Consider the following 19095-nt stretch of genomic DNA (forward strand, 5'->3'; position numbering starts at 1 on the left):
AACCTCCCTTATTTGTTATCTTCTACTTCAGATTTTTTTTCAGGTGAAGACTCATCTTTTTGGCCTTCTTTAAATTCCTTTACTCCTTTACCCAATCCGCGCATCAATTCAGGAATCTTCTTGCCACCAAATAATAGTAACAATATTACTACAATGACAATTAACTCTTGCCCCCCGATTCCCATGATTAATAATGATGTTGACATAACTATAATTTCTTGTTTTTCAATTCTTTTAAACTAAAACTTCTCTCTCTATTTACAAATGTAATGATAATTATTAAATATAGTAATTATTTCTTATCTCGCCAACCATGACATCGGATTCAGTGGTGTTGTTCCTTGTAGTACAGAAAATTCTACCATCGGAACTCCCGTATCGGAATCTACATCGGCCGTCCCTATCGTCTGTCCCGTACTTACTTTTTGTCCTTTTGAAACACTTACACCAGCCAAATTCATATAAACAGTAAAGTATTCACCATGTTTAATCATGACAATACGCTGCCCCATCATCGATACTATACTCAAAACTTCTCCATTAAATACTGCTTTCACGGCCGAACCGCTTGATGTTTGTATTTTGACAGTTTCATGATCCCAATTGACATTTCTACCGACACTTTCTGAACCAAACTCTTGCATAATCTTCGCATTAGAAACAGGCCAAGGCAAACTACCTCGGTTCGATCTGAAGTCATTTGAAAGTTTGACTGCTTCCGGAGTACTACGTAAGACTTCAGAATCTGATTTTCGCGCAGTATTACTGCCTTTCGAACTTGTATTATTTTTACCCTTTGTAGTTGATGTGGACTCATTCGCTTTGCGATTCCGTTCAGCAGCAGCTTCCGCAGCACGACGCGCCGCCTCAGCTCGTCGACGTTCAGCCTCAATTTCTCTTCTAATGATCTCCTTGATGGCCGCATTAATACGACGCTCCTCTTTTTGCTTTTGGGTAATATCTTTCTTCACGCCGCGCTCTGTAACAATCAATTCACTCAATTGTCCAGAATAAACAGATCGCTGTTGAGATATGGTTTTTTTCTCATTTTCCTGCTCTTTCATCAAGGCAACCTGTTTGTTTCGGTCCGCCTGCAATTGAGCAATTTTTTGTTCAATCTGTTTCTTGGTATTTTCGATATCGGCAGCTTTCAGCTTTCTAGAATCGTTAAACTGTTGTAAGTACTTAACCCGTCGGAACCCCTGATTAAAATCCTTGGATGCAAAAATAAACATCAATTTATTATAGGCATTCCGGTTTCTGAACGCAAACATCACCATCTTCTCATAGTCACGTTTCATCTTCTCCAATTCGGCCTTTAACTTATTTACGGCAGCGGTATTGGCATTGATATTTTTGTTAATTACAGCTACTTCCGAAGTAATGGTATTTATCTTCTGCTCGCGCAAATTAATCTGCTTACTCAATGCTGTCACTTGTTGTTGAGTAAGTGATTTTTCCTTTGCAATCTCTTTGACCGTATTCTGTAATTCAGCAATTTCACGATTGAGTTTCTCACGCTGTTTTTCAAGTTCAGCCCTAGTCTGCGCCGATGAAATCCCAATCATGAATAGGAAAGCAGCTATACCAAGTATTGTCTTTTTAAAGTTCATTTACAGTACTATTTTTTTGTGTTTGCCATCTTTCTATCCTATTAATTCACCCCATACTTTAGCAAACTAATTGCGAAAGTAATAAATCTAAAGGAAATAGACAGCTTCTCATCGGATTACTTTGTAACGTGACGATACTGAAAAAGGCATTTCGACTGGTTCATTAAAAGTCACTTTGTTAAAATTTATCTCTGTTTTTATCTCTTGACGACCATCAGAAATGATCATTTTTAAAAGCATCGGAAATTCTTGTCCAGAGGCCATGGCATATTCACCGTAATTGGCCTCCAGCAATTGTTTTTTTGAAAGTTGCGCTAATCTAAACTGATAAGGCCTATTGTTATTATTTAACTTATATAAAAAATCTAGTTCATTCAGTTTGCCATCCAACTGGACAGACATCGAGTCCTGTTTAAAATTAACCTGATCAATATCGGACAATAGATTCACCGAAAGATTGGCTAGCAACAAATCCTGTAGATTTCCGAAAGTTAAATCCGGACTGGCAAAACGATATAGGTAGTCAAATGGCTTAACCATATATTCGCTCTGAAACTTATTTAAGATTTGTACACTGTCTGGAGTGATCAATACCCGGGCAACCTCTATACCCAGTGTAGCAGAAATGGAAATCCAGATCCTTTTATCTTTCTCTATTCGAATAGTAGAAGTGACATCATAATTGTCCTTCCCAAGATCGAGACGCATCTTCGCTTTTCCAGAAAAAGTAGAATAATTCAAATTGGTCAAAAAAAGATCACGTAAGCTATTCTTTTTCGCCTCCCTTGTATTATCTTTTATGGTCAACTCGTTTTCAGCTTTAAGGTCAGCACCTTTTAGTAGTTTCTTCTTAGAACTACAAGAAGAAAGCAGCAACACAACAGCACTAACCCAAACAATTTTATTCCACATAGCTCTTAGTCTCAATCTTCTTTTTCAATTTCAGCTTACCCTCCTCCGTATCAGCTCCCTTTTCTAAAGCGAGGTTCCACTGCTTAACGGCATCCGTTGTTTTCCCTAACTTAATCAAAATGTCGCCATAATGTTCCAGTAATACCGCCGTTTGCGGATTTGTATTTTTTAACGCTTTTTGAATCCATACTAGTGCGTCATCATATTTTCCATTTGCAAAAAGTACCCAAGCATAGGTATCTTCAAAAGTTCCATTATTGGGCTGCAATTTCGTCGCCATTGCGGCATACTTTATAGCTTCATCAAGTCGTTCTTTTCTTAACGACAAATAGTATGCTAAATTGTTCATCGCCGTCACATTTGTACTATCCAATCGAATAGCTTCGATATAAGCCGCGTCAGAGGCTTTATACATCTGAAGTGAATTATAAATATCACCTAATCCCCCATAAATATTTGCTTGTAGAAAAGGCGATTCATCCTGTGCATTATTAAGTGCAGCCTCCATAAACTTTCGGCTATTTTCCATGTCTTTTTTCATCAAATAGGCCATACTCGTAAAATAGAGTATGGTCGCATTATTGGACACATAGTGCAGCGCTTCCCCACCATGTGCAATGGCTTGATCAAATTCACCTTTGTCCATATCCAAACTCATCAGCATCCGCCAAGCATCGATCTGGTAGGGGTTCATACTCACGGCTACCGCTAGTGAACTTTGAGCAGCGGACTTATCGTCTCTCAACCATAACACTTGTCCCTTTGCCATATGGCTTTCGGCAATACGTGGATGAACTTCAACCAAGATATTCACCAATTCCAAAAGTTGGTCTTTTGTATAGGGACCTTTCGGATTCAACAAGGTCATTATAATCCGATTCTTATCTGCAAAATCAACTTTCTTAGATTGAAATCCTTGCTTAAGTGCATCAAAAGATAATTTCAGCTTTTTATCAAATCGATAGAGATCAGCCAAATCGAAATAAAGAAAATCCTCTTTTGTGGTCTGAATTCCTTTATTAATGTAGTCCAATGCAAGCTTCGAATTTTTGGAAAGATTATAGGCTTGCGCTAATTGTCCATACACTTGAGCCAGCGAAGTCCCTTTGTCTGCCCAGGGCTTCAAAAGATCAATGACAGCTTTATAATTACCGGCATCATTTAACAACACACTGCCAACCATGTCCAATGTATCAGAAGCGACAGCGATCTCTTTGGTTTTATAGAAATACTCCAAAGCCACATCCTTGTACCCACCATTGAAAAGGAGCATGATACGCTCCCGTTTTAGTGAGGCAGTATTATTGTCATCTCGATCTATCAACTTATCGAGATAGATTAAAGCACTATCCGCGTCGTTTTTACTTTTAAATGCATCTACAGCAAAACTTAGATATTCCGGCTTCGACTGAATATTCAGCGCTTCTTTTATAGCTTCGATCGCTCCATCTTGATTTCTCATCTGCGCAAGAAGAATTGCCTTTGTAAAATAGATATCATCGGCTTGTGGGTAATCTGCGATTATAGCATCCAAAGAATCCATCCCGGGGCCAATTTTTCCTTGCTTCAATATTTCCTGCACGTTTTTGAGTCGTGCATCGTAAGGTTTAGGCTTATTATCCGGAGATTGTGCCTTTAATGAGCCCAGTGCTACTAGGAGTAAACCAATAAAACTTAAAAAAAATCGCTTATCTAAAAAATTCAATCTCATCTACTTCCGCTATAATAATTTAAAAATTCTTCCTGCAATATACTAACTAATGTAACAATATTCATTCGAGGAAGTTGTAAAAATATTGAGATTAGTGGGGCTCGCTTGAAATTCAACTCGTTTTCAACAAAATAAGCAAAATAGATTTTAAAATATAGAATAATAGATGTACCTTTGCAGACCCTTGAGATAAGGGGAAGAAAAATTTTTTAATAAATTATTTAAACAAAAGCAAGTGAATACGTTAAGTTACAAAACTGTCTCTGCCAACAAGAACACCGTTAACAAAGAGTGGATCGTTGTTGACGCTGAAGGAGAGATTTTGGGGCGTTTGGCGAGCAACATCGCGAAAGTAATTCGTGGTAAGCATAAGCCTACATTCACCCCACACGTAGACTGTGGAGATAACGTGATTGTTATCAATGCAGACAAAATTAAATTGACAGGAAACAAATTAGGCGACAAAGTTTACGTACGCTACACTGGATACCCAGGTGGTCAACGTTTCGTTTCTCCTAAAGAGTTAATGGCTAAATTTCCTGAACGCATTATTGAAAAAGCTGTTCGTGGTATGCTTCCTAAAAACCGTTTAGGTCGTCAATTGTTTAAAAACCTTTACGTTTATGCTGGTACTGAGCACAAGCATGAAGCACAAAATCCAAAACCAGTTAAATTTTAAGGAGAATCGTCATGTCAACAACTAACACTTCAGGAAGAAGAAAAACTGCTGTTGCCCGCATTTACTTAACTGCTGGTAGCGGAAACATTATCATAAACGGTAAAGACTACAAAGAGTATTTCCCAACATTACCTTTGCAATACATCGCTACACAGTCATTGAACGTAGCTGGTGAATTAGCAAACTTTGATGTAAAAGTAAACGTTAACGGAGGTGGTGTTAAAGGTCAAGCAGAAGCTGTTCGCTTAGCGATCGCAAAAGCTTTGGTTGAGCTTAACCCAGAAGTTAAACCTGCATTACGCGCTAAAGGTTTAGTAACACGTGATGACCGCATGGTTGAACGTAAGAAACCAGGACGTCGTAAAGCTCGTAGAAGATTCCAATTCAGTAAACGTTAATCAAAGGAGGATCAAAAAATGGCAAGAACTACTTATCAAGATTTATTGGATGCAGGTGTGCACTTTGGTCACCTTACACGTAAATGGGATCCGAAAATGGCTAAGTACATTTTCATGGAACGCAACGGTATCCACATCATTGACTTGAACAAAACTCTTACGAAATTAGAAGAAGCTGCTTCAGCTATCAAACAAATCGTAAAATCAGGTCGCAAAGTTTTATTCGTCGCTACGAAAAAACAAGCAAAAGAGATCATCGCACAACAAGCAAAAGAGGTTAATATGCCTTTTGTAACTGAGCGTTGGTTAGGTGGTATGCTTACAAACTTCGCTACAGTTCGTAAGTCTATCAAAAAAATGTCTAACATTGACAAAATGCAAAAAGATGGTACATATGATGTATTGTCTAAAAAAGAGAAGTTGATGATTCAACGTGAGCGTATCAAATTAGAAAACCTTTTAGGAGGTATCGCTGATTTGAACCGTTTACCAGCTGCTTTATTCATCATCGATGTGAAAAAAGAACACATCGCTGTTTCTGAAGCAATGAAATTGAACATCCCTACTTTTGCAATGGTAGATACAAACTCTGATCCTTCAAACATTGATTTCCCAATCCCAGCAAATGATGACGCTAGTAAATCTATTAGTTTAATCGCCGGTATCATTGGTCAAGCAATCCAAGAAGGTTTGGACGAGCGCAAACGCGACAAAGAAGAAGAAGCTGAAAAAGATGCTGCTGCTGCTAAAGCAAAAGTTGATAATAGTGATGCTTCAGAAGCTAAACGTCCTCGCAAAGCGAAAGACGGAGAATAATATTTTTATTCCAAACCGGATGGCGTAGCGTTAGTTTCTGGAAAAGTTTACTTTTCTTGAACTAGCCTCTCTGTCCGGTTTTTTGGTTTAACAATACTCGTTTATCAAGAAATGTTAAACTTCATATTAGCTTAACATGTTTTAAGTTAATATTGTACAAATTTCAGTCGTAAATAATAATAAAAAGAAATAAACATGTCAGTACAAATTTCTGCATCAGATGTGAACAAATTGCGTCAACAAACTGGCGCTGGTATGATGGATTGTAAAAAAGCTTTAGTTGAGTCTAATGGTGACTTTGAAGCTGCTGTAGATTACTTGCGTAAAAAAGGCGCTAAAGTAGCTGCTAGCCGTCAAGATCGCGACTCTAACGAAGGTGTTATCATCGCTAAAGCTACTGCTGATGGTAAATCAGGTATCGTAGTTGAAGTTAATTGTGAAACTGACTTCGTAGCTAAAAACGCAGACTTCGTTGCTTTCGCTGAAAAAATTGCAGACGTTGCATTAAACAGTAAACCTGCTTCTTTGGAAGAATTAAAAGGTTTGGAACTTGATGGCAAAAACATCGCTGATTTATTAATCGAGCAAACTGGTGTAATTGGCGAGAAAATTGACGTTTCTAAATACGAAACTATCACTGCTGAAAAGGTTATCGCTTATATTCACGGTAACTACCGTTTAGGTGTATTAGTAGGTCTTTCTGCTGATGCTGCTGGTGCTGAAGAAGCAGGTAAAGATGTAGCAATGCAAATTGCCGCAATGAACCCTATCGCAATTGACAAAGATGGTGTTGATCAAAACACAATCGAGCGTGAAATCGCTATTGCTAAAGAGCAAATCATTGCTGAAGGTAAACCTGCTGAAATGGCTGAGAAAATCGCTCAAGGTAAATTGAATAAATTCTTCAAAGACACAACTTTGTTAAACCAAGAATTCGTAAAAGATTCTTCTAAAAACATCGCTCAATTCTTGGATTCAGTTTCCAAAGGATTAACTGTAACTGCTTTCAAACGCGTACAATTGGGCGCATAAGCATAATCCATTCTATTACCAGAATTGGAAATTTTTAAAACAGGAGCTATTCTTCGAATGGCTCCTGTTTTTGTTTATATCTCTTCCTTCATTTATTCCCGAACTACTTTTCACCGCTGGCCTTGACTTTTATTTTATCTCAAATTTGTGTAACTTAAGGATACATAAAAACTGGACAGCATATGGGTATTTTAAAGGAAAACGCGTTAAAAGGAAAACGAATTTTGATTACGGGTGGTGGTACAGGCCTCGGAAAAGCCATGACAGATTACTTTCTCGAGCTTGGCGCCTCTTGCCTGATCACGAGCCGTAAAGATGATGTTATACAGCATACAGCGAACGAATTGTCGGAAAAATATCAGGCGAAATGTCTTGCAGTAGCTGGAGATGTCCGAAATTATGAGGATGTCGAGCGCGTCGTTTCCTGTGGATATGAACATTTTGGCGGGATAGATATACTCATAAACAATGCTGCCGGAAATTTTATCTCCCCTACCGAACGTTTAAGCCACCGCGCCTTCGAATCTGTTATTGGTATCGTTCTCCAAGGTAGTATAAACTATACCCTAGCACTGGGCAAGCGTTGGATTGAGGCCAACGAACATAATAAAGCTATACTAAGTATCGTCACAACCTATGCTTGGACGGGTTCTGGCTACGTTGTTCCTTCTGCAACAGCTAAAGCCGGAGTTCTTGCATTAACTCGATCGTTAGCCGTTGAATGGGGAAAAAAAGGGATAAGACTCAATGCTATAGCTCCGGGTCCATTCCAAACTTCAGGTGCCATGGAACGGCTACTTCCAGGTGAATTAGGCGAACTTCTCTCGCCTACCAAACGTATCCCCTTGGGCCGCTTGGGCAAACTGGAGGAATTGGCCAACCTCGCGGCCTATCTGGTATCCGATTACGCCAGTTATATCAACGGTGATGTTATCACGATAGATGGCGGCGAGTGGCTTAAGGGAGCAGGTGAGTTCAATGGATTGGATATTATTCCTGAAGATCAATGGGATGCTATTGAACAGATGACCAGAAATGCAAAAAGCACCTGATAATCGTTTAAAATAACGAATGATTTATTTTATGGTGAATACGCAACTGTATTACATGCCGGTTTAAAAGAGGAAATAGCAAGGTCTTTAATCCATTTTTCTTAGGTTTGTAGCGATTATTCCAATAGACTCTGTACATATGATGAATTTATCTTTCGAATCTCAAAAAATCAAGCATAAAGAAAAATTAGAACTCAATAAAACGGGTTTTGATTTTGCGTTAGTTTATATAACCGAAGGCACACTCGTATCGAAAGGGAATAATTTAAAATTTTCCAAAGAGAATTTACTTTTTTTGAATAAAGATTTCGAAACACTTGAGACAAAAAAAGATACAACTGCATTTGTACTCTATTTCTCCAACTCCTACTTTAAAGATCTGCACTTTATACAACAAAATTTTAGACTTACTCACAACCCGGTTGATATCTTTAACTCGAAGACATTGTTAAATAAGAGCCTATCCCTTAAAAAGGAAAATAAAAAACTGATCGAGGGGGTAATTTCGCTAATTCAACAATATGAGAGTGAACATGAAGCGGCATCAATTTTTATATTCCACCAGACAATGTCCCTTTTCGCTTTAGTAGAAAATATATTGAAAGATCTGGAGCTACCTATTAACGAGTCTTATGAATTGTCTCAAGAGATCGAGCAATACATACAGCAAAATATCTATTTCCCGGATAAATTACAAATCAAGTCGATTGCAGATCAGTTCCAAATTTCAGCAAATTATTTTGGGGCCTTTTTTAAAAAAAGATATTCAAAAAGCTACAAAGTGTATATAGACGATATTCGTATTAAACTAATTGAGGAGCGACTAGCATCCAATAGATACACGATGAAACAAATTGTAGAAGAACTCGGATTTAATGATGAAAGTCACCTAACCAATTTCTATAAGAAGAAAAGAAATATTACACCCAGCTCTTATAAAAGAGCTAAAAATAGTGCTTAGTTATCGAGTTGGATTACACCATTAAGATCGTGATTTAAAGAGCGTTGAATGGCTTCATCCAAAATAAGAATCTTCTTTCCTTGAAAGGTCGCTGCATCATGACTGTCAAAATTTGAGCTACTGGAATTAAAAGATTCCAATTTCATTGGGAAATAAATTGGGTTCTCATCTTCAGCCCGACCAATGGTCAATAAAATATTGTAGCCTTGTAGGCGTAAACTCTGTAAAGTCTGATAATTTAAACGCTTGAAGATCATAATTCCTATTTTAGAATAAAACAAACATATAATTATATTGTTTTACTGCTTTAACCATTTTTTGGATTTTATCTTTCCAAAAGAATCTTCACATTCCTGACCTCCTAGTGGCACTGGAACATTCGCTTTCACAGATAAATCAAAAACTTTTTTTTACGGGAACTGTTTTACAGATAAATAAAAATTAGCAGGATTATGTCGAAAAAAGAAAGTAAAAATGGGAAAGTCGAAGAAGACTATCCAGATAAAGAGCAGGACCTTGCTTTTAATGAAGAACTTGACAGTTATGAAATGGATGTCGATGACAACGATCCAGACTACGATCACCCGGCTGACTACGATACAGTAGCTGAAGGTGCAATTGATGATGATTCAACATACGATGACTCTAATCCTTTTGTCGGAGATGAGTATGCAACACAAGATGAACTCAAAGAGGAAGATCTAGATAATGCTAACATGCGAATCGAGACTTTTGATCATGAACGTTTATCCCCTTTGGACAAGAAATTAGCCGAGAACGAAGAAGATTTGAGAGATGATCTCGATGAAGAGGGATATCCTAAAAACGATAGGTAGTTTTTCCGAAAATAACATAATTTTTGAAGGGACCGGAAGGTCCCTTTTCCATTGATTAAAATAAAGACTTTCTTCTCAAAATTAGGTATCATATACTTTTCAATTGGAAACTATAACTCCAATTTTTTATGTAAGTTTACTTTGAAGATTATAATGATATGGAAAGTATATTACCTCTCATCCGGATTGTTGACCTAAAAAAATCATACGGAGAAAAAGAAATATTGAAAGGAATCAACCTCGACATATTCCCAGGTCAAGTTATCGGATATATTGGCCCAAATGGTGCCGGCAAATCCACAACTGTTAAAATATTAACAGGACTTATCGAGGACTTCACAGGCACTGTAGAAATTAATGGCATCAATATTCAAAAAGATCCACTTGCAGTAAAAGCATTATTGGGATATGTTCCCGAAAACGCAGAATTATATGATGTACTGACTCCCATGGAATACCTGGATTTTGTAGGTAAACTCTATGGAATGGAAGATAAGGTCATTCAGGAACGTTCCTTAAAACTGTTAGCGGCGTTTGGCCTTGAATCTAATGTAAATAATAGGATGGATACCTTCTCCAAAGGAATGCGTCAAAAAGTACTTTTAATTTCAGGAATTATTCATAACCCACAAATTATCGTGCTGGATGAACCATTATCTGGACTCGATGCTAATGCTGTTATCTTTGTTAAAGAACTTATCTCATTACTTGCAAAAGAAGGGAAAACAATTTTCTATTGTTCACATATGATGGACGTTGTTGAAAAAGTATCTGATCGGATCTTACTGATAAACCAGGGGAGCATCATTGCGGATGGTACGATTGAGGAACTAAAAACAGATCCTAACGAATCATTGGAGCATATATTTGCTAAATTAACCAATACGGGCAGCAGCGCATTGGACGCTTCCAATATCATTACAGCAATTCAATAACATGGAAAAATTTATCTTAAAATTTATCCTTCTTTTTCGTGGGGTTTGGAAAGGCTTAGGTATCAATTATGAACAGTTTAAAATCATCTTAGAAACCAAAATAATCCTAGATAATCGAAAGCCTATTAGCTTTCGCAAACGTAGCTCGGGAAAATCATCTTCGTCGTCATCGATTTTACAATTCTTATTGTATCTCATCTTTGGCCTGATATTCATGGTCATTATTTTGTCGATTCCAGATAGGTACTTAGCCATTTCGATCATGCTACTCAGTTTCATTAGCATGTTAAGTATTACACTGGTGTCCGATTTTTCGCCCATACTATTAGATACTCGGGATCAGTATATCATTATGCCCAGACCAGTTAATGATAAGACTTTAGCTATTTCCCGAATAACTTTTATTGCAATCAAGCTTTTTAATCAAGTAATTGCGTTAACCTTACCTGTGCTTATTTATGTATCTTTCAATTGGGATATCGTCTCCGTCCTTCTTCTATGTCTGCAGCTTATACTAAGCACATTGATCGCGCTGATATTTGTCAACGGATTTTATCTGATTAGCATCAAATATCTCCCCATACAAAAGTTTAAAGATGTAATTACTTATATACAGATCGGTCTCTCGCTAGTTCTTTTCCTATCCTATTATGTTGGCCCTAATTTGATTCAATCTATTGTAGAATCTCATTTAACGATGGAACAGCTCAGATTTCTTTGGATATTCCCAAGTACCTGGATTGCATCATTTCAACCATTACTCTTTGGCAGCCACAGTGTACATATGGTCGTCTTATCAACATTAGGAATACTAACTCCTCTTGCTGGTATTTACGCTTGTACTAAGCTATTTTCACGTGGATTTAATGCGAAAATAGCTGCACTTGCAACCGCCGATAGCCTTCCTGATGAAGCTTCACAATTAACTCGAAATAATCCATCCCAATTACCTTTATATAAAAGAATTTCCTCGAAGGTTTGCTCATCCCCGGTTGAAGAGGCAGGATTTAGCATTGTATGGCTGATAAGTTCTAAAACGAGAGAATTTAAGCAACAGCTATACCCTTCGTTGGCTTATCTACCTATTTATCTCGTTTTTTTATTTCTACGTACAGGAGATGATCTCCCAATAGCTGGCAAAATAGCGAAGCTTCGTGATTCAGGCTTGTATATAATTATGTTTTATCTTTCGTTATTAACCATACTAACCGTTTTCCAGCTTATTACGCAAAGTAATAAATATAAAGCGGCCTGGGTCTACCATGTGACTCCCATACAAAAACCAGGACAACTGATGACTGGAGTTCTTAAAGCATGTCTTATCAAATATGTTTTACCGTTCAACATTCTGTTTCTTTCTATCTGTGTACCACTATTTGGTCTCAGTTCTATTAATGATCTGCTATTATCTTCCGCTATTGGCGGTATCGAAAGTATTCTGATTATGCTTTTTATTGTCAAAAGCTATCCGTTTTCGAAGGCTAGTCAATCCAATTCAAAAGCAATAACTAATCTACTGATATTAGGTCTATTGGGTATTTTGGGATACTTACATAAAACCATTTTCCACTATGAAACACTAATTTGGATCTTAGCTGGACTTGCATGGTTCATCTTCTTTTTAATGCTGAAGTACTTACAGCGAGAAGACTGGAAAGGCTTAGCTTACGACGACAATTGATTAAACAGATGAAAAAAAGCTCCATAATGGAGCTTTTTTTATCAAATTCTTCAAAATCTAAGCACAAAATATCTTCACGCTTTTCTTTATCCGGTTATCTTTTATTTATTCGTCCTTTAAACTGGCTAATACCATCCATCAAAACTTCTACGATTATTCTTCCTGATGGTAAATGACTCACATCATAATTCAGCACAGCCTGTTGAATGGATTTGTATTCGTGTTTTTGCCACAAAACGCCATCAACCATAAAAAGCACAGTCATCTCACTCGGTTCATTGGAGACTACGCTTAGTTGAGTCTTATCCACAACCGACCTTGGATAAAGCGAGAAGGCATATTGCGTTGAACTTAGACCCGTCTCAAATCCACGTTTAGCATGGAAACTAAACATTTCGCCATTTCCACAATCGCTTTCAAAAGCATGAATAAGGTTTCCTTTCAAATCGAAGATTCGTAAATGGCCATCACCATTTTCAGGTTGTGCCCAAAACTGCAGTCCGTTACCTGCGGTATCGGCCAAAGAGAGTGAGTGGTTTCCATCATTAAGGTGTAAAGTATCTCTATACATCGTTGCCGCAGCCAGTTGGGCGCCATTTTTGCGAAAGACCGTATCCTGCTTTGCATTAATTAGAAATATACGATTATCCGCCGGTTTATTATTGGTCATAAACTCCAAAACAAAATCAGTGGGAAATAGCTGCAGCGCGGTAAAGACGCTTTCCGCCTTATTGTCTATAGGCCACGCATCCGACTTGCCATTCGGTTTTAGAAGTGATACCGTAAATACATTCTCCTGATCTCTTTCTTGTATTTCTCCAGGCAGTATAACTTCTGCAACCTGATTAAAAGAAAGATTACCTTTCCAATGAAAAGTTCTGGCAGGGAATCCCTTCGTGCCATAAACAATTTCTAGGGTACGAATCGGCTCAGCACCTAAATTTCTGAAAGAGATCCTTGGGCCAACACTCGCCGGATTTAATCGAGAAAAACGCTGTTCATCACTTGGAACCATTATTGACTCAACGGCAACATCAACTTTTTGCTTAGGGGCAGAATATTGAAACAAGTAAGCGGATATATTTTCGACAGCCTGCACATTATCAGTCGCTGTATAATGTTCCATCTGTAAGGCAATTTGATGGGTACCAACTTTAGTAAATACATCAATAAAATCAGGCTGCTGTAAATCTCCAGGACACCAATATGCGCGGTCATGTACCCAGGTCCCGCCTTGTGGATAAAGTGGATTACCCCCACATTTCTTCCACATATCACGTTTGTCCACAGTCTTTCCATCGAAGGTTAGTTCGCGCCACCGGCTACAGAATTCGCTACAGCCACGTGGTTTATCCATACCATGCCCTGTATGCTGAATGCGTATTCGGCTCAATGCTGCTCCCGCACTCGAGGTATATGTTATTGGCAGTAGATTTTCTGCTATCTTTTCGTTGACATCCCCATATTTATAGGCTTTATTCCACAGCGTTGTTATTCCCAATGGGGTAACAACTGGTGGACCTGATAAAATTTCAAAATCTACGGTAAGTGCCCATCCCACAGTCTTGTCCTCAAAACCAGAATGAGTATAGACAATTTCCACGCTATCCCTTAAGAAAGGAGCAAAATCAGTTACATCGACCTGCCACTTCCAACTCCATCCCTTATTGTAAATACTACCATATGGCGTAAGCATTCTTCCTAATTCATAATTTAGTGCTGGTCCATTTTTCCCTCCTTTACGACGTAATACGATGTGATCCAAATAGTCCCAATGCGCCGTGCGCAAACTATCCGGGCTCCCCAGCGTAACAAACATAGTAACCTTTCGTATAGGATAATTTTCTTTTGGAAATACTCCCCAAGCCGGGTAAGAATTCTCGCCTTTCTGTGCATCACATAGAATGGTTTTCCGTTGATGTGTAACGACGCGGCTTTTTGTGCCTTGTTGTGCAAAAACATGATGGCAGATAAAAAAGCAAAATAGGGTTAGTATAGGTCTTATATTCATTATTTAAATATTATCCATAAAACAATACAAAGATAGATGTAATCTTGCCAGCAGTGAAAAAAAGGAAATGCGATAAAAAGGAAATACATGCAATCATAAAAAAAGCATCAATCTTGTTAGATTGATGCTTTTAGTAGCGGGGAGCAGAATCGAACTGCCGACCTTTGGGTTATGAATCCAACGCTCTAACCATCTGAGCTACCCCGCCGTTTCGGTATGCAAATATACCACTTCGTATGTCAATTCAAAAGATTTTTTTATTTTTTTACTGATTCTGGCCTATTTAAAACTTGTATTAAACACAACAAACTCATTTTTAACTCAATAAATTTAGCATTGAAAAATAGAAAATGAACTTAAAAAAATTGACAGCCCAAAAAACAACATGTTTATTAAAAAACGGGAGCAACTTTTTACAAAAAAACTTGCAATAACAAAATAAATATGTATTATTACAAATAATAAGTTGATGCAATAAAAAGCAATTTTGGAAGAGATTTGTAGCGGGGAGCAGAATCGAACTGCCGACCTTTGGGTTATGAATCCAACGCTCTAACCATCTGAGCTACCCCGCCATTTTTGGGAATGCAAATATAGCTTATTTTTGATTTAAACAAACTAAAATTTAAAAAAACATTTTTATGGCAGATAAAATAAAATTCCAACTAGAATATATCATCAACTCTTCACCTAGAATTTTATTTCCGTATTTGCAAGAACCAAACGAATTGGCACAATGGTTTGCAGATGATGTAAACTATAAAGACACCGTTTATACTTTCATTTGGGATGATGAACCTCACCGAGCAAAAATTGTAGCATCAAAAGAAAATAAATCTGTACGCTTTAAATGGCTAGATGATGATCCCTATTATTTCGATCTGGAGATCGATCAAGACGAGCTAACGAATGATGTTGCTCTTAAGATAACAGATTACGCTAAAGAAGAAGACCTTGAAAATAGAAAGTTAATTTGGAAAAATTCAATAGTCTATCTTCAAAGTGTTATAGGTGCATAAAAAAGCCTATCTTTGCAATATATTTCCACTAGGGGCTCCAGCAGGAGCTTCTTAGTTGGGAGATGCCTTAATGTAAAGGCATCAATTTGCTTTGCGTCACGGATGAAAAAGGTTCATTTACTTATTCTTCAAGCTTTCATAAAACCATTTATTGTCACATTCTTTATTGTGATGTTTGTCTTATTGATGCTTTTCCTATTCAAGTACATTGATGATTTGATTGGAAAAGGATTTGAATGGTATACCATCATGGAGCTAATTGGATATCAATGCGTTGTTCAAATCCAAATGGCAATGCCTTTATCCATGCTCCTTTCCTCCATTATGACTTTCGGAAATCTGGGTGAAAGCTATGAATTAGTTGCAATCAAGGCTGCAGGCGTATCTTTACGTAAAGCAATGACCCCGCTATTTATACTCGTTGCAATTTTCGCAACAAGTTCTTTTCTGTTCTCCGATTATATTCTCCCCGTAGTGAACCTAAAAATGGGTACGCTACTTACTGATGTACGTAATAAAAAGGCAGATTTCCTCATCAAACCCGGAATCTTTAACAACACCATTCCAGGTTACTCAATCCGCGCTAGAGGAAAAAACAAAGCGGGAACAATTCTCTATGACTTGATGATCTATGATCATCGTGGCGGTAATACAGCCAATAATGTACTTATGGCCAAAGAAGGGTATATCTATAACTCTCCTGACAACAATTATATGATCCTTAAACTTAAGGATGGTATCCGCTACGAGGAAGCACGGACTAAAAACTCCAAGACCTACGATCCACGCCAGCAATTTACGCGGTTTAAGTTTAAGGAAACAGAGCAAAAGTTTGATATGGGAAGTTTTCAACAGGGTAAAACTGACGAAAACCTCTTCAAGAGCCACCATGCCATGTTAAACCTGAAACAGTTAGACATGTACATCGATTCCAATCATATCAAAATAGACAGCATGGGAAAGGCAATCGTCCGTACATTAGACACCCGATATAATATCTATTCGAAATATTTTAGTGTGAATCAACCCGGACAGCCAAAGGTCAAAGAGGCTAAGATCAAACCTTTTAAAAATTTGCTTACCGATCTCGTTCCACAAGAACAACGAGCACAAATCACTATGAATGCGCTGAACCAGTTGAATTATTTAAAGGAAGATCTAAACGGCCGTACACTTGAATTTAAAGATTACAAATCGAAAGATATCCGTTATCGTATTGAATGGCATCGCAAGTTTACCCTAGCTGTCTCCTGTCTCTTACTATTTGCAATTGGAGCTCCACTAGGAGCCATTATCAGAAAAGGTGGACTTGGTCTTCCTGTGGTGATGGCCATCATTTTCTTTCTGATCTATCACATTATCTCTACAGTAGCAGAAAAAACAGCTAAAGATGGTGCCATATCATCAGCCGTTGGCATGTGGATGGCCATTATTGTCTTAACACCATTGGCCGCTTTTCTAACATACAAGTCAACGACAGATTCCGCGTTATTTGATATTGATCAATATAAATTAAAAGTAGAAGCCGCTTGGAAATGGATTAAGGAAAAGCTTGCAAAAAAGAATAAATTGAAAGAATCACATTAGATTGTGACAACGCTATTATAAATAAATTTAGATTCTACACTAACTTTGTACCAATTACAATATATCAATAAATGGATTTCAAATTAAACACGATCGAAGAAGCGATCGCTGATATACAAGCAGGAAAAGTAGTAATCGTCGTGGATGACGAAGATCGCGAAAATGAAGGAGACTTTGTCACAGCTGCCCGCAATGCAACTCCCGAAATCATCAACTTTATGGCGACTCATGGTCGTGGACTAGTGTGTGCCCCAATTACAAAAGAAAGAGCAGATGCATTACATCTGGATCTAATGGTGGGACAGAATACAGCAGTATATGAAACAAACTTTACAGTTTCCATTGACTTACAGGGATACGGTTGTACAACCGGAATTTCTGCGTCAGACCGCTCGAAAACAATTAAAGCAATGATTGATCCTAATATTCATTATGAAGAATTAGGTAGACCAGGACATATTTTCCCGCTAATAGCAAAAGATGGTGGCGTATTACGTCGCACAGGACACACTGAAGCTACCGTTGACCTTGCTCGATTAGCAGGATTTGAACCAGCAGGTGTATTGGTTGAGATTCTAAAAGAAGATGGTGAAATGGCCAGACTTCCAGAACTAATAGAGGTTGCTAAAAAATTTGATTTAAAGATCGTTAGTATTGAAGATCTAATTGAATACCGTCTTAAGCACGATTCTTTAATCAATGAAGAAGTCACTGTTAATATGCCAACGCAATTTGGTGATTTTAAGATGAAAGCCTTTACACAAAAAGACACTGGCGAACAACATTTAGCGCTTTACAAAGGGGAGTGGAATGAAGATGAGCCTATTTTGGTGCGGGTGCACAGCTCTTGTGTTACGGGTGATATTTTTGGTTCTTGCCGTTGTGACTGTGGTCCTCAATTGCACAAAGCAATGGAAATGATCCAGCAAGAGGGGAAAGGTGTTATTGTCTATATGAATCAAGAAGGTCGCGGTATTGGACTGATCAATAAGCTACATGCTTACAAGTTACAAGAAAATGGCTTGGACACGGTAGATGCCAATGTACAATTAGGATTTAAAGCAGATTTAAGAGACTATGGTGTCGGAGCACAGATTCTTCGAAATCTTGGTGTCACAAAAATGCGTCTTATGTCAAATAATCCGACAAAACGTGCTGGCCTAGTAGGTTATGGTCTTGAAATTATAGAAAATGTACCTATTGAAATAACTGCAAATCCCTTTAACGAAGAGTACTTAAAAACCAAAAGGGATCGTATGGGACATACAATCATGAAAAACCTATAAAAAGGAATTAAAAAAGGCGGTGTTTCCAATAGAAACACCGCCTTTTTTACATGGAGGACTAAACTCGGTTAATGATAAAATCTCTCCCTTTTATGATCTTGTTGTGGCAGTACTTTCAATAAATAGGAGTAACTTTATAATATGGAACAACAAGGGAGATATATCATCTTTTTCGATGGTGATTGCTTGATCTGTAATCGCTTTGTTCAACTATTATTAAGAATAGATCGCAGAAAGAAATTCTTATTTAGTTCTTTGCAGTCTGAATTTGCCCGGACCACACTAACAAATATTCCCAAAAATACTGACTCCATCGTTTTCCTATCTCCAACCGGTATCTATCTCAAAAGTGAAGCTGTTTTAAAGATTTGTAAGCAATTGGGCTTCCCCTACATGACATGTTATTTACTGAAGATTTTACCACTCAAATGGAGAGATACGCTCTATGATTATTTTGCTAAAAATCGCTATCGATGGTTTGGAAAAAATGAGTTTTGTACAATACCGTCAAAATCTGAGCGAGAGAGATTCATTTGAACAAACAACGATCATATTGAAGTGAAGTT

General features: G+C 37.7%; 19 protein-coding genes and 2 tRNA genes. 13 read left to right on the forward strand and 8 right to left on the reverse strand.

The genetic code is table 11. The features are described from left to right. Positions 1–8 precede the first annotated feature (8 nt). The 4 genes from tatA to B3E92_RS19880 form a co-directional block, all read right to left on the reverse strand. Positions 9–206 (reverse strand): twin-arginine translocase TatA/TatE family subunit, encoded by a 198-nt coding sequence (tatA, locus tag B3E92_RS19865; protein WP_046671996.1) that lies wholly within the window; start codon positions 204–206, stop codon positions 9–11. A 93-nt stretch (positions 207–299) separates the two neighbouring features. Further along, positions 300–1613 carry a murein hydrolase activator EnvC family protein gene (locus tag B3E92_RS19870; RefSeq protein ID WP_286898038.1) on the reverse strand — a complete coding sequence of 438 codons (1314 nt, stop codon included), beginning with the start codon at positions 1611–1613 and terminating at the stop codon, positions 300–302. A gap of 108 nt (positions 1614–1721) precedes the next feature. After that, complete coding sequence (locus tag B3E92_RS19875) at positions 1722–2525, reverse strand: DUF4292 domain-containing protein (protein WP_070563085.1); 804 nt, start codon at positions 2523–2525, stop codon at positions 1722–1724. Next, positions 2515–4236 carry a tetratricopeptide repeat protein gene (locus B3E92_RS19880; RefSeq protein WP_286766926.1) on the reverse strand — a complete coding sequence of 574 codons (1722 nt, stop codon included), beginning with the start codon at positions 4234–4236 and terminating at the stop codon, positions 2515–2517. The genes B3E92_RS19875 and B3E92_RS19880 overlap by 11 nt, the downstream gene beginning before the upstream one ends. Before the next feature lie 235 nt (positions 4237–4471). On the opposite strand from B3E92_RS19880, the gene rplM reads away from it, so the two are divergent. The 6 genes from rplM to B3E92_RS19910 all read left to right on the forward strand — a co-directional run bounded on the left by rplM (position 4472) and on the right by B3E92_RS19910 (position 9174). Then, positions 4472–4915: a 50S ribosomal protein L13 gene (rplM, locus tag B3E92_RS19885; protein WP_046671993.1), complete on the forward strand. Its 444-nt coding sequence runs from the start codon at positions 4472–4474 to the stop codon at positions 4913–4915. An 11-nt stretch (positions 4916–4926) separates the two neighbouring features. After that, positions 4927–5313, forward strand: a complete 387-nt coding sequence (rpsI, locus tag B3E92_RS19890; protein ID WP_070563091.1) for a 30S ribosomal protein S9 — start codon at positions 4927–4929, stop codon at positions 5311–5313. An 18-nt stretch (positions 5314–5331) separates the two neighbouring features. Continuing rightward, entirely contained in the window at positions 5332–6129 is a 798-nt protein-coding gene (gene rpsB, locus B3E92_RS19895) for a 30S ribosomal protein S2 (RefSeq protein WP_070563093.1), read from the forward strand. A 195-nt stretch (positions 6130–6324) separates the two neighbouring features. Continuing rightward, complete coding sequence (gene tsf / locus B3E92_RS19900; protein ID WP_070563096.1) at positions 6325–7161, forward strand: translation elongation factor Ts; 837 nt, start codon at positions 6325–6327, stop codon at positions 7159–7161. A 182-nt stretch (positions 7162–7343) separates the two neighbouring features. Next, the gene (locus tag B3E92_RS19905) at positions 7344–8213 is read left to right on the forward strand and encodes an SDR family oxidoreductase (protein ID WP_286709740.1); all 870 of its coding nucleotides are present in this window, start codon (positions 7344–7346) and stop codon (positions 8211–8213) included. A 139-nt stretch (positions 8214–8352) separates the two neighbouring features. Next, the gene (locus B3E92_RS19910; RefSeq protein ID WP_286898041.1) at positions 8353–9174 is read left to right on the forward strand and encodes a helix-turn-helix domain-containing protein; all 822 of its coding nucleotides are present in this window, start codon (positions 8353–8355) and stop codon (positions 9172–9174) included. On the opposite strand, the gene B3E92_RS19915 is transcribed toward B3E92_RS19910, so the two are convergent. After that, positions 9171–9431, reverse strand: coding sequence for a hypothetical protein (locus tag B3E92_RS19915; RefSeq protein ID WP_070563105.1), 261 nt, complete (start codon positions 9429–9431; stop codon positions 9171–9173). The genes B3E92_RS19910 and B3E92_RS19915 overlap by 4 nt on opposite strands. Positions 9432–9626: 195 nt before the next feature. Between B3E92_RS19915 and B3E92_RS19920 the strand changes: the two genes are divergently transcribed. From B3E92_RS19920 to B3E92_RS19930, 3 genes are all read left to right on the forward strand, one after another. Further along, positions 9627–10010 (forward strand): hypothetical protein, encoded by a 384-nt coding sequence (locus B3E92_RS19920; protein WP_070563107.1) that lies wholly within the window; start codon positions 9627–9629, stop codon positions 10008–10010. A gap of 158 nt (positions 10011–10168) precedes the next feature. Beyond that, entirely contained in the window at positions 10169–10945 is a 777-nt protein-coding gene (locus tag B3E92_RS19925) for an ABC transporter ATP-binding protein (RefSeq protein WP_070563110.1), read from the forward strand. A gap of 1 nt (position 10946) precedes the next feature. Further along, on the forward strand, positions 10947–12626 hold the full coding sequence (locus tag B3E92_RS19930) for a hypothetical protein (protein ID WP_286898043.1): 1680 nt from the start codon (positions 10947–10949) through the stop codon (positions 12624–12626). 94 nt (positions 12627–12720) lie between these two features. On the opposite strand, the gene B3E92_RS19935 is transcribed toward B3E92_RS19930, so the two are convergent. From B3E92_RS19935 to B3E92_RS19945, 3 genes are all read right to left on the reverse strand, one after another. Then, a complete protein-coding gene (locus B3E92_RS19935) occupies positions 12721–14637 on the reverse strand; it encodes a peptide-N-glycosidase F-related protein (RefSeq protein WP_286898046.1) in 1917 nt (638 codons plus the stop codon). Between the two features lie 134 nt (positions 14638–14771). Next, a tRNA-Met gene (locus B3E92_RS19940) sits at positions 14772–14845 on the reverse strand. Between the two features lie 293 nt (positions 14846–15138). Further along, positions 15139–15212: transfer RNA gene (locus B3E92_RS19945), tRNA-Met, on the reverse strand. A gap of 66 nt (positions 15213–15278) precedes the next feature. On the opposite strand from B3E92_RS19945, the gene B3E92_RS19950 reads away from it, so the two are divergent. From B3E92_RS19950 to B3E92_RS24395, 4 genes are all read left to right on the forward strand, one after another. After that, positions 15279–15656 carry an START-like domain-containing protein gene (locus B3E92_RS19950; protein ID WP_070563117.1) on the forward strand — a complete coding sequence of 126 codons (378 nt, stop codon included), beginning with the start codon at positions 15279–15281 and terminating at the stop codon, positions 15654–15656. Positions 15657–15758: 102 nt separating this feature from the next. Beyond that, positions 15759–17243 (forward strand): LptF/LptG family permease, encoded by a 1485-nt coding sequence (locus B3E92_RS19955; RefSeq protein ID WP_070563119.1) that lies wholly within the window; start codon positions 15759–15761, stop codon positions 17241–17243. A 71-nt stretch (positions 17244–17314) separates the two neighbouring features. Continuing rightward, a complete protein-coding gene (locus tag B3E92_RS19960; RefSeq protein WP_070563122.1) occupies positions 17315–18529 on the forward strand; it encodes a bifunctional 3,4-dihydroxy-2-butanone-4-phosphate synthase/GTP cyclohydrolase II in 1215 nt (404 codons plus the stop codon). A gap of 141 nt (positions 18530–18670) precedes the next feature. Beyond that, positions 18671–19066, forward strand: coding sequence for a thiol-disulfide oxidoreductase DCC family protein (locus B3E92_RS24395; protein ID WP_353681989.1), 396 nt, complete (start codon positions 18671–18673; stop codon positions 19064–19066). Positions 19067–19095: the final 29 nt, after the last annotated feature.

This window comes from Sphingobacterium sp. UBA6317 (assembly GCF_002440385.1).
Classification (GTDB): domain Bacteria; phylum Bacteroidota; class Bacteroidia; order Sphingobacteriales; family Sphingobacteriaceae; genus Sphingobacterium; species Sphingobacterium multivorum.

What these genes read in the sequence shown, in the direction of transcription:
- tatA (WP_046671996.1), bottom strand. Translation starts at nt 206, where the DNA reads ATGTCAACATCATTATTAATCATGGGAATCGGGGGGCAAGAGTTAATT.
- B3E92_RS19870 (WP_286898038.1), bottom strand. Translation starts at nt 1,613, where the DNA reads ATGAACTTTAAAAAGACAATACTTGGTATAGCTGCTTTCCTATTCATG.
- B3E92_RS19875 (WP_070563085.1), bottom strand. Translation starts at nt 2,525, where the DNA reads ATGTGGAATAAAATTGTTTGGGTTAGTGCTGTTGTGTTGCTGCTTTCT.
- B3E92_RS19880 (WP_286766926.1), bottom strand. Translation starts at nt 4,236, where the DNA reads ATGAGATTGAATTTTTTAGATAAGCGATTTTTTTTAAGTTTTATTGGT.
- rpsI (WP_070563091.1), top strand. Translation starts at nt 4,927, where the DNA reads ATGTCAACAACTAACACTTCAGGAAGAAGAAAAACTGCTGTTGCCCGC.
- rpsB (WP_070563093.1), top strand. Translation starts at nt 5,332, where the DNA reads ATGGCAAGAACTACTTATCAAGATTTATTGGATGCAGGTGTGCACTTT.
- tsf (WP_070563096.1), top strand. Translation starts at nt 6,325, where the DNA reads ATGTCAGTACAAATTTCTGCATCAGATGTGAACAAATTGCGTCAACAA.
- B3E92_RS19905 (WP_286709740.1), top strand. Translation starts at nt 7,344, where the DNA reads ATGGGTATTTTAAAGGAAAACGCGTTAAAAGGAAAACGAATTTTGATT.
- B3E92_RS19910 (WP_286898041.1), top strand. Translation starts at nt 8,353, where the DNA reads ATGATGAATTTATCTTTCGAATCTCAAAAAATCAAGCATAAAGAAAAA.
- B3E92_RS19915 (WP_070563105.1), bottom strand. Translation starts at nt 9,431, where the DNA reads ATGATCTTCAAGCGTTTAAATTATCAGACTTTACAGAGTTTACGCCTA.
- B3E92_RS19920 (WP_070563107.1), top strand. Translation starts at nt 9,627, where the DNA reads ATGTCGAAAAAAGAAAGTAAAAATGGGAAAGTCGAAGAAGACTATCCA.
- B3E92_RS19925 (WP_070563110.1), top strand. Translation starts at nt 10,169, where the DNA reads ATGGAAAGTATATTACCTCTCATCCGGATTGTTGACCTAAAAAAATCA.
- B3E92_RS19930 (WP_286898043.1), top strand. Translation starts at nt 10,947, where the DNA reads ATGGAAAAATTTATCTTAAAATTTATCCTTCTTTTTCGTGGGGTTTGG.
- B3E92_RS19935 (WP_286898046.1), bottom strand. Translation starts at nt 14,637, where the DNA reads ATGAATATAAGACCTATACTAACCCTATTTTGCTTTTTTATCTGCCAT.
- B3E92_RS19950 (WP_070563117.1), top strand. Translation starts at nt 15,279, where the DNA reads ATGGCAGATAAAATAAAATTCCAACTAGAATATATCATCAACTCTTCA.
- B3E92_RS19955 (WP_070563119.1), top strand. Translation starts at nt 15,759, where the DNA reads ATGAAAAAGGTTCATTTACTTATTCTTCAAGCTTTCATAAAACCATTT.
- B3E92_RS19960 (WP_070563122.1), top strand. Translation starts at nt 17,315, where the DNA reads ATGGATTTCAAATTAAACACGATCGAAGAAGCGATCGCTGATATACAA.
- B3E92_RS24395 (WP_353681989.1), top strand. Translation starts at nt 18,671, where the DNA reads ATGGAACAACAAGGGAGATATATCATCTTTTTCGATGGTGATTGCTTG.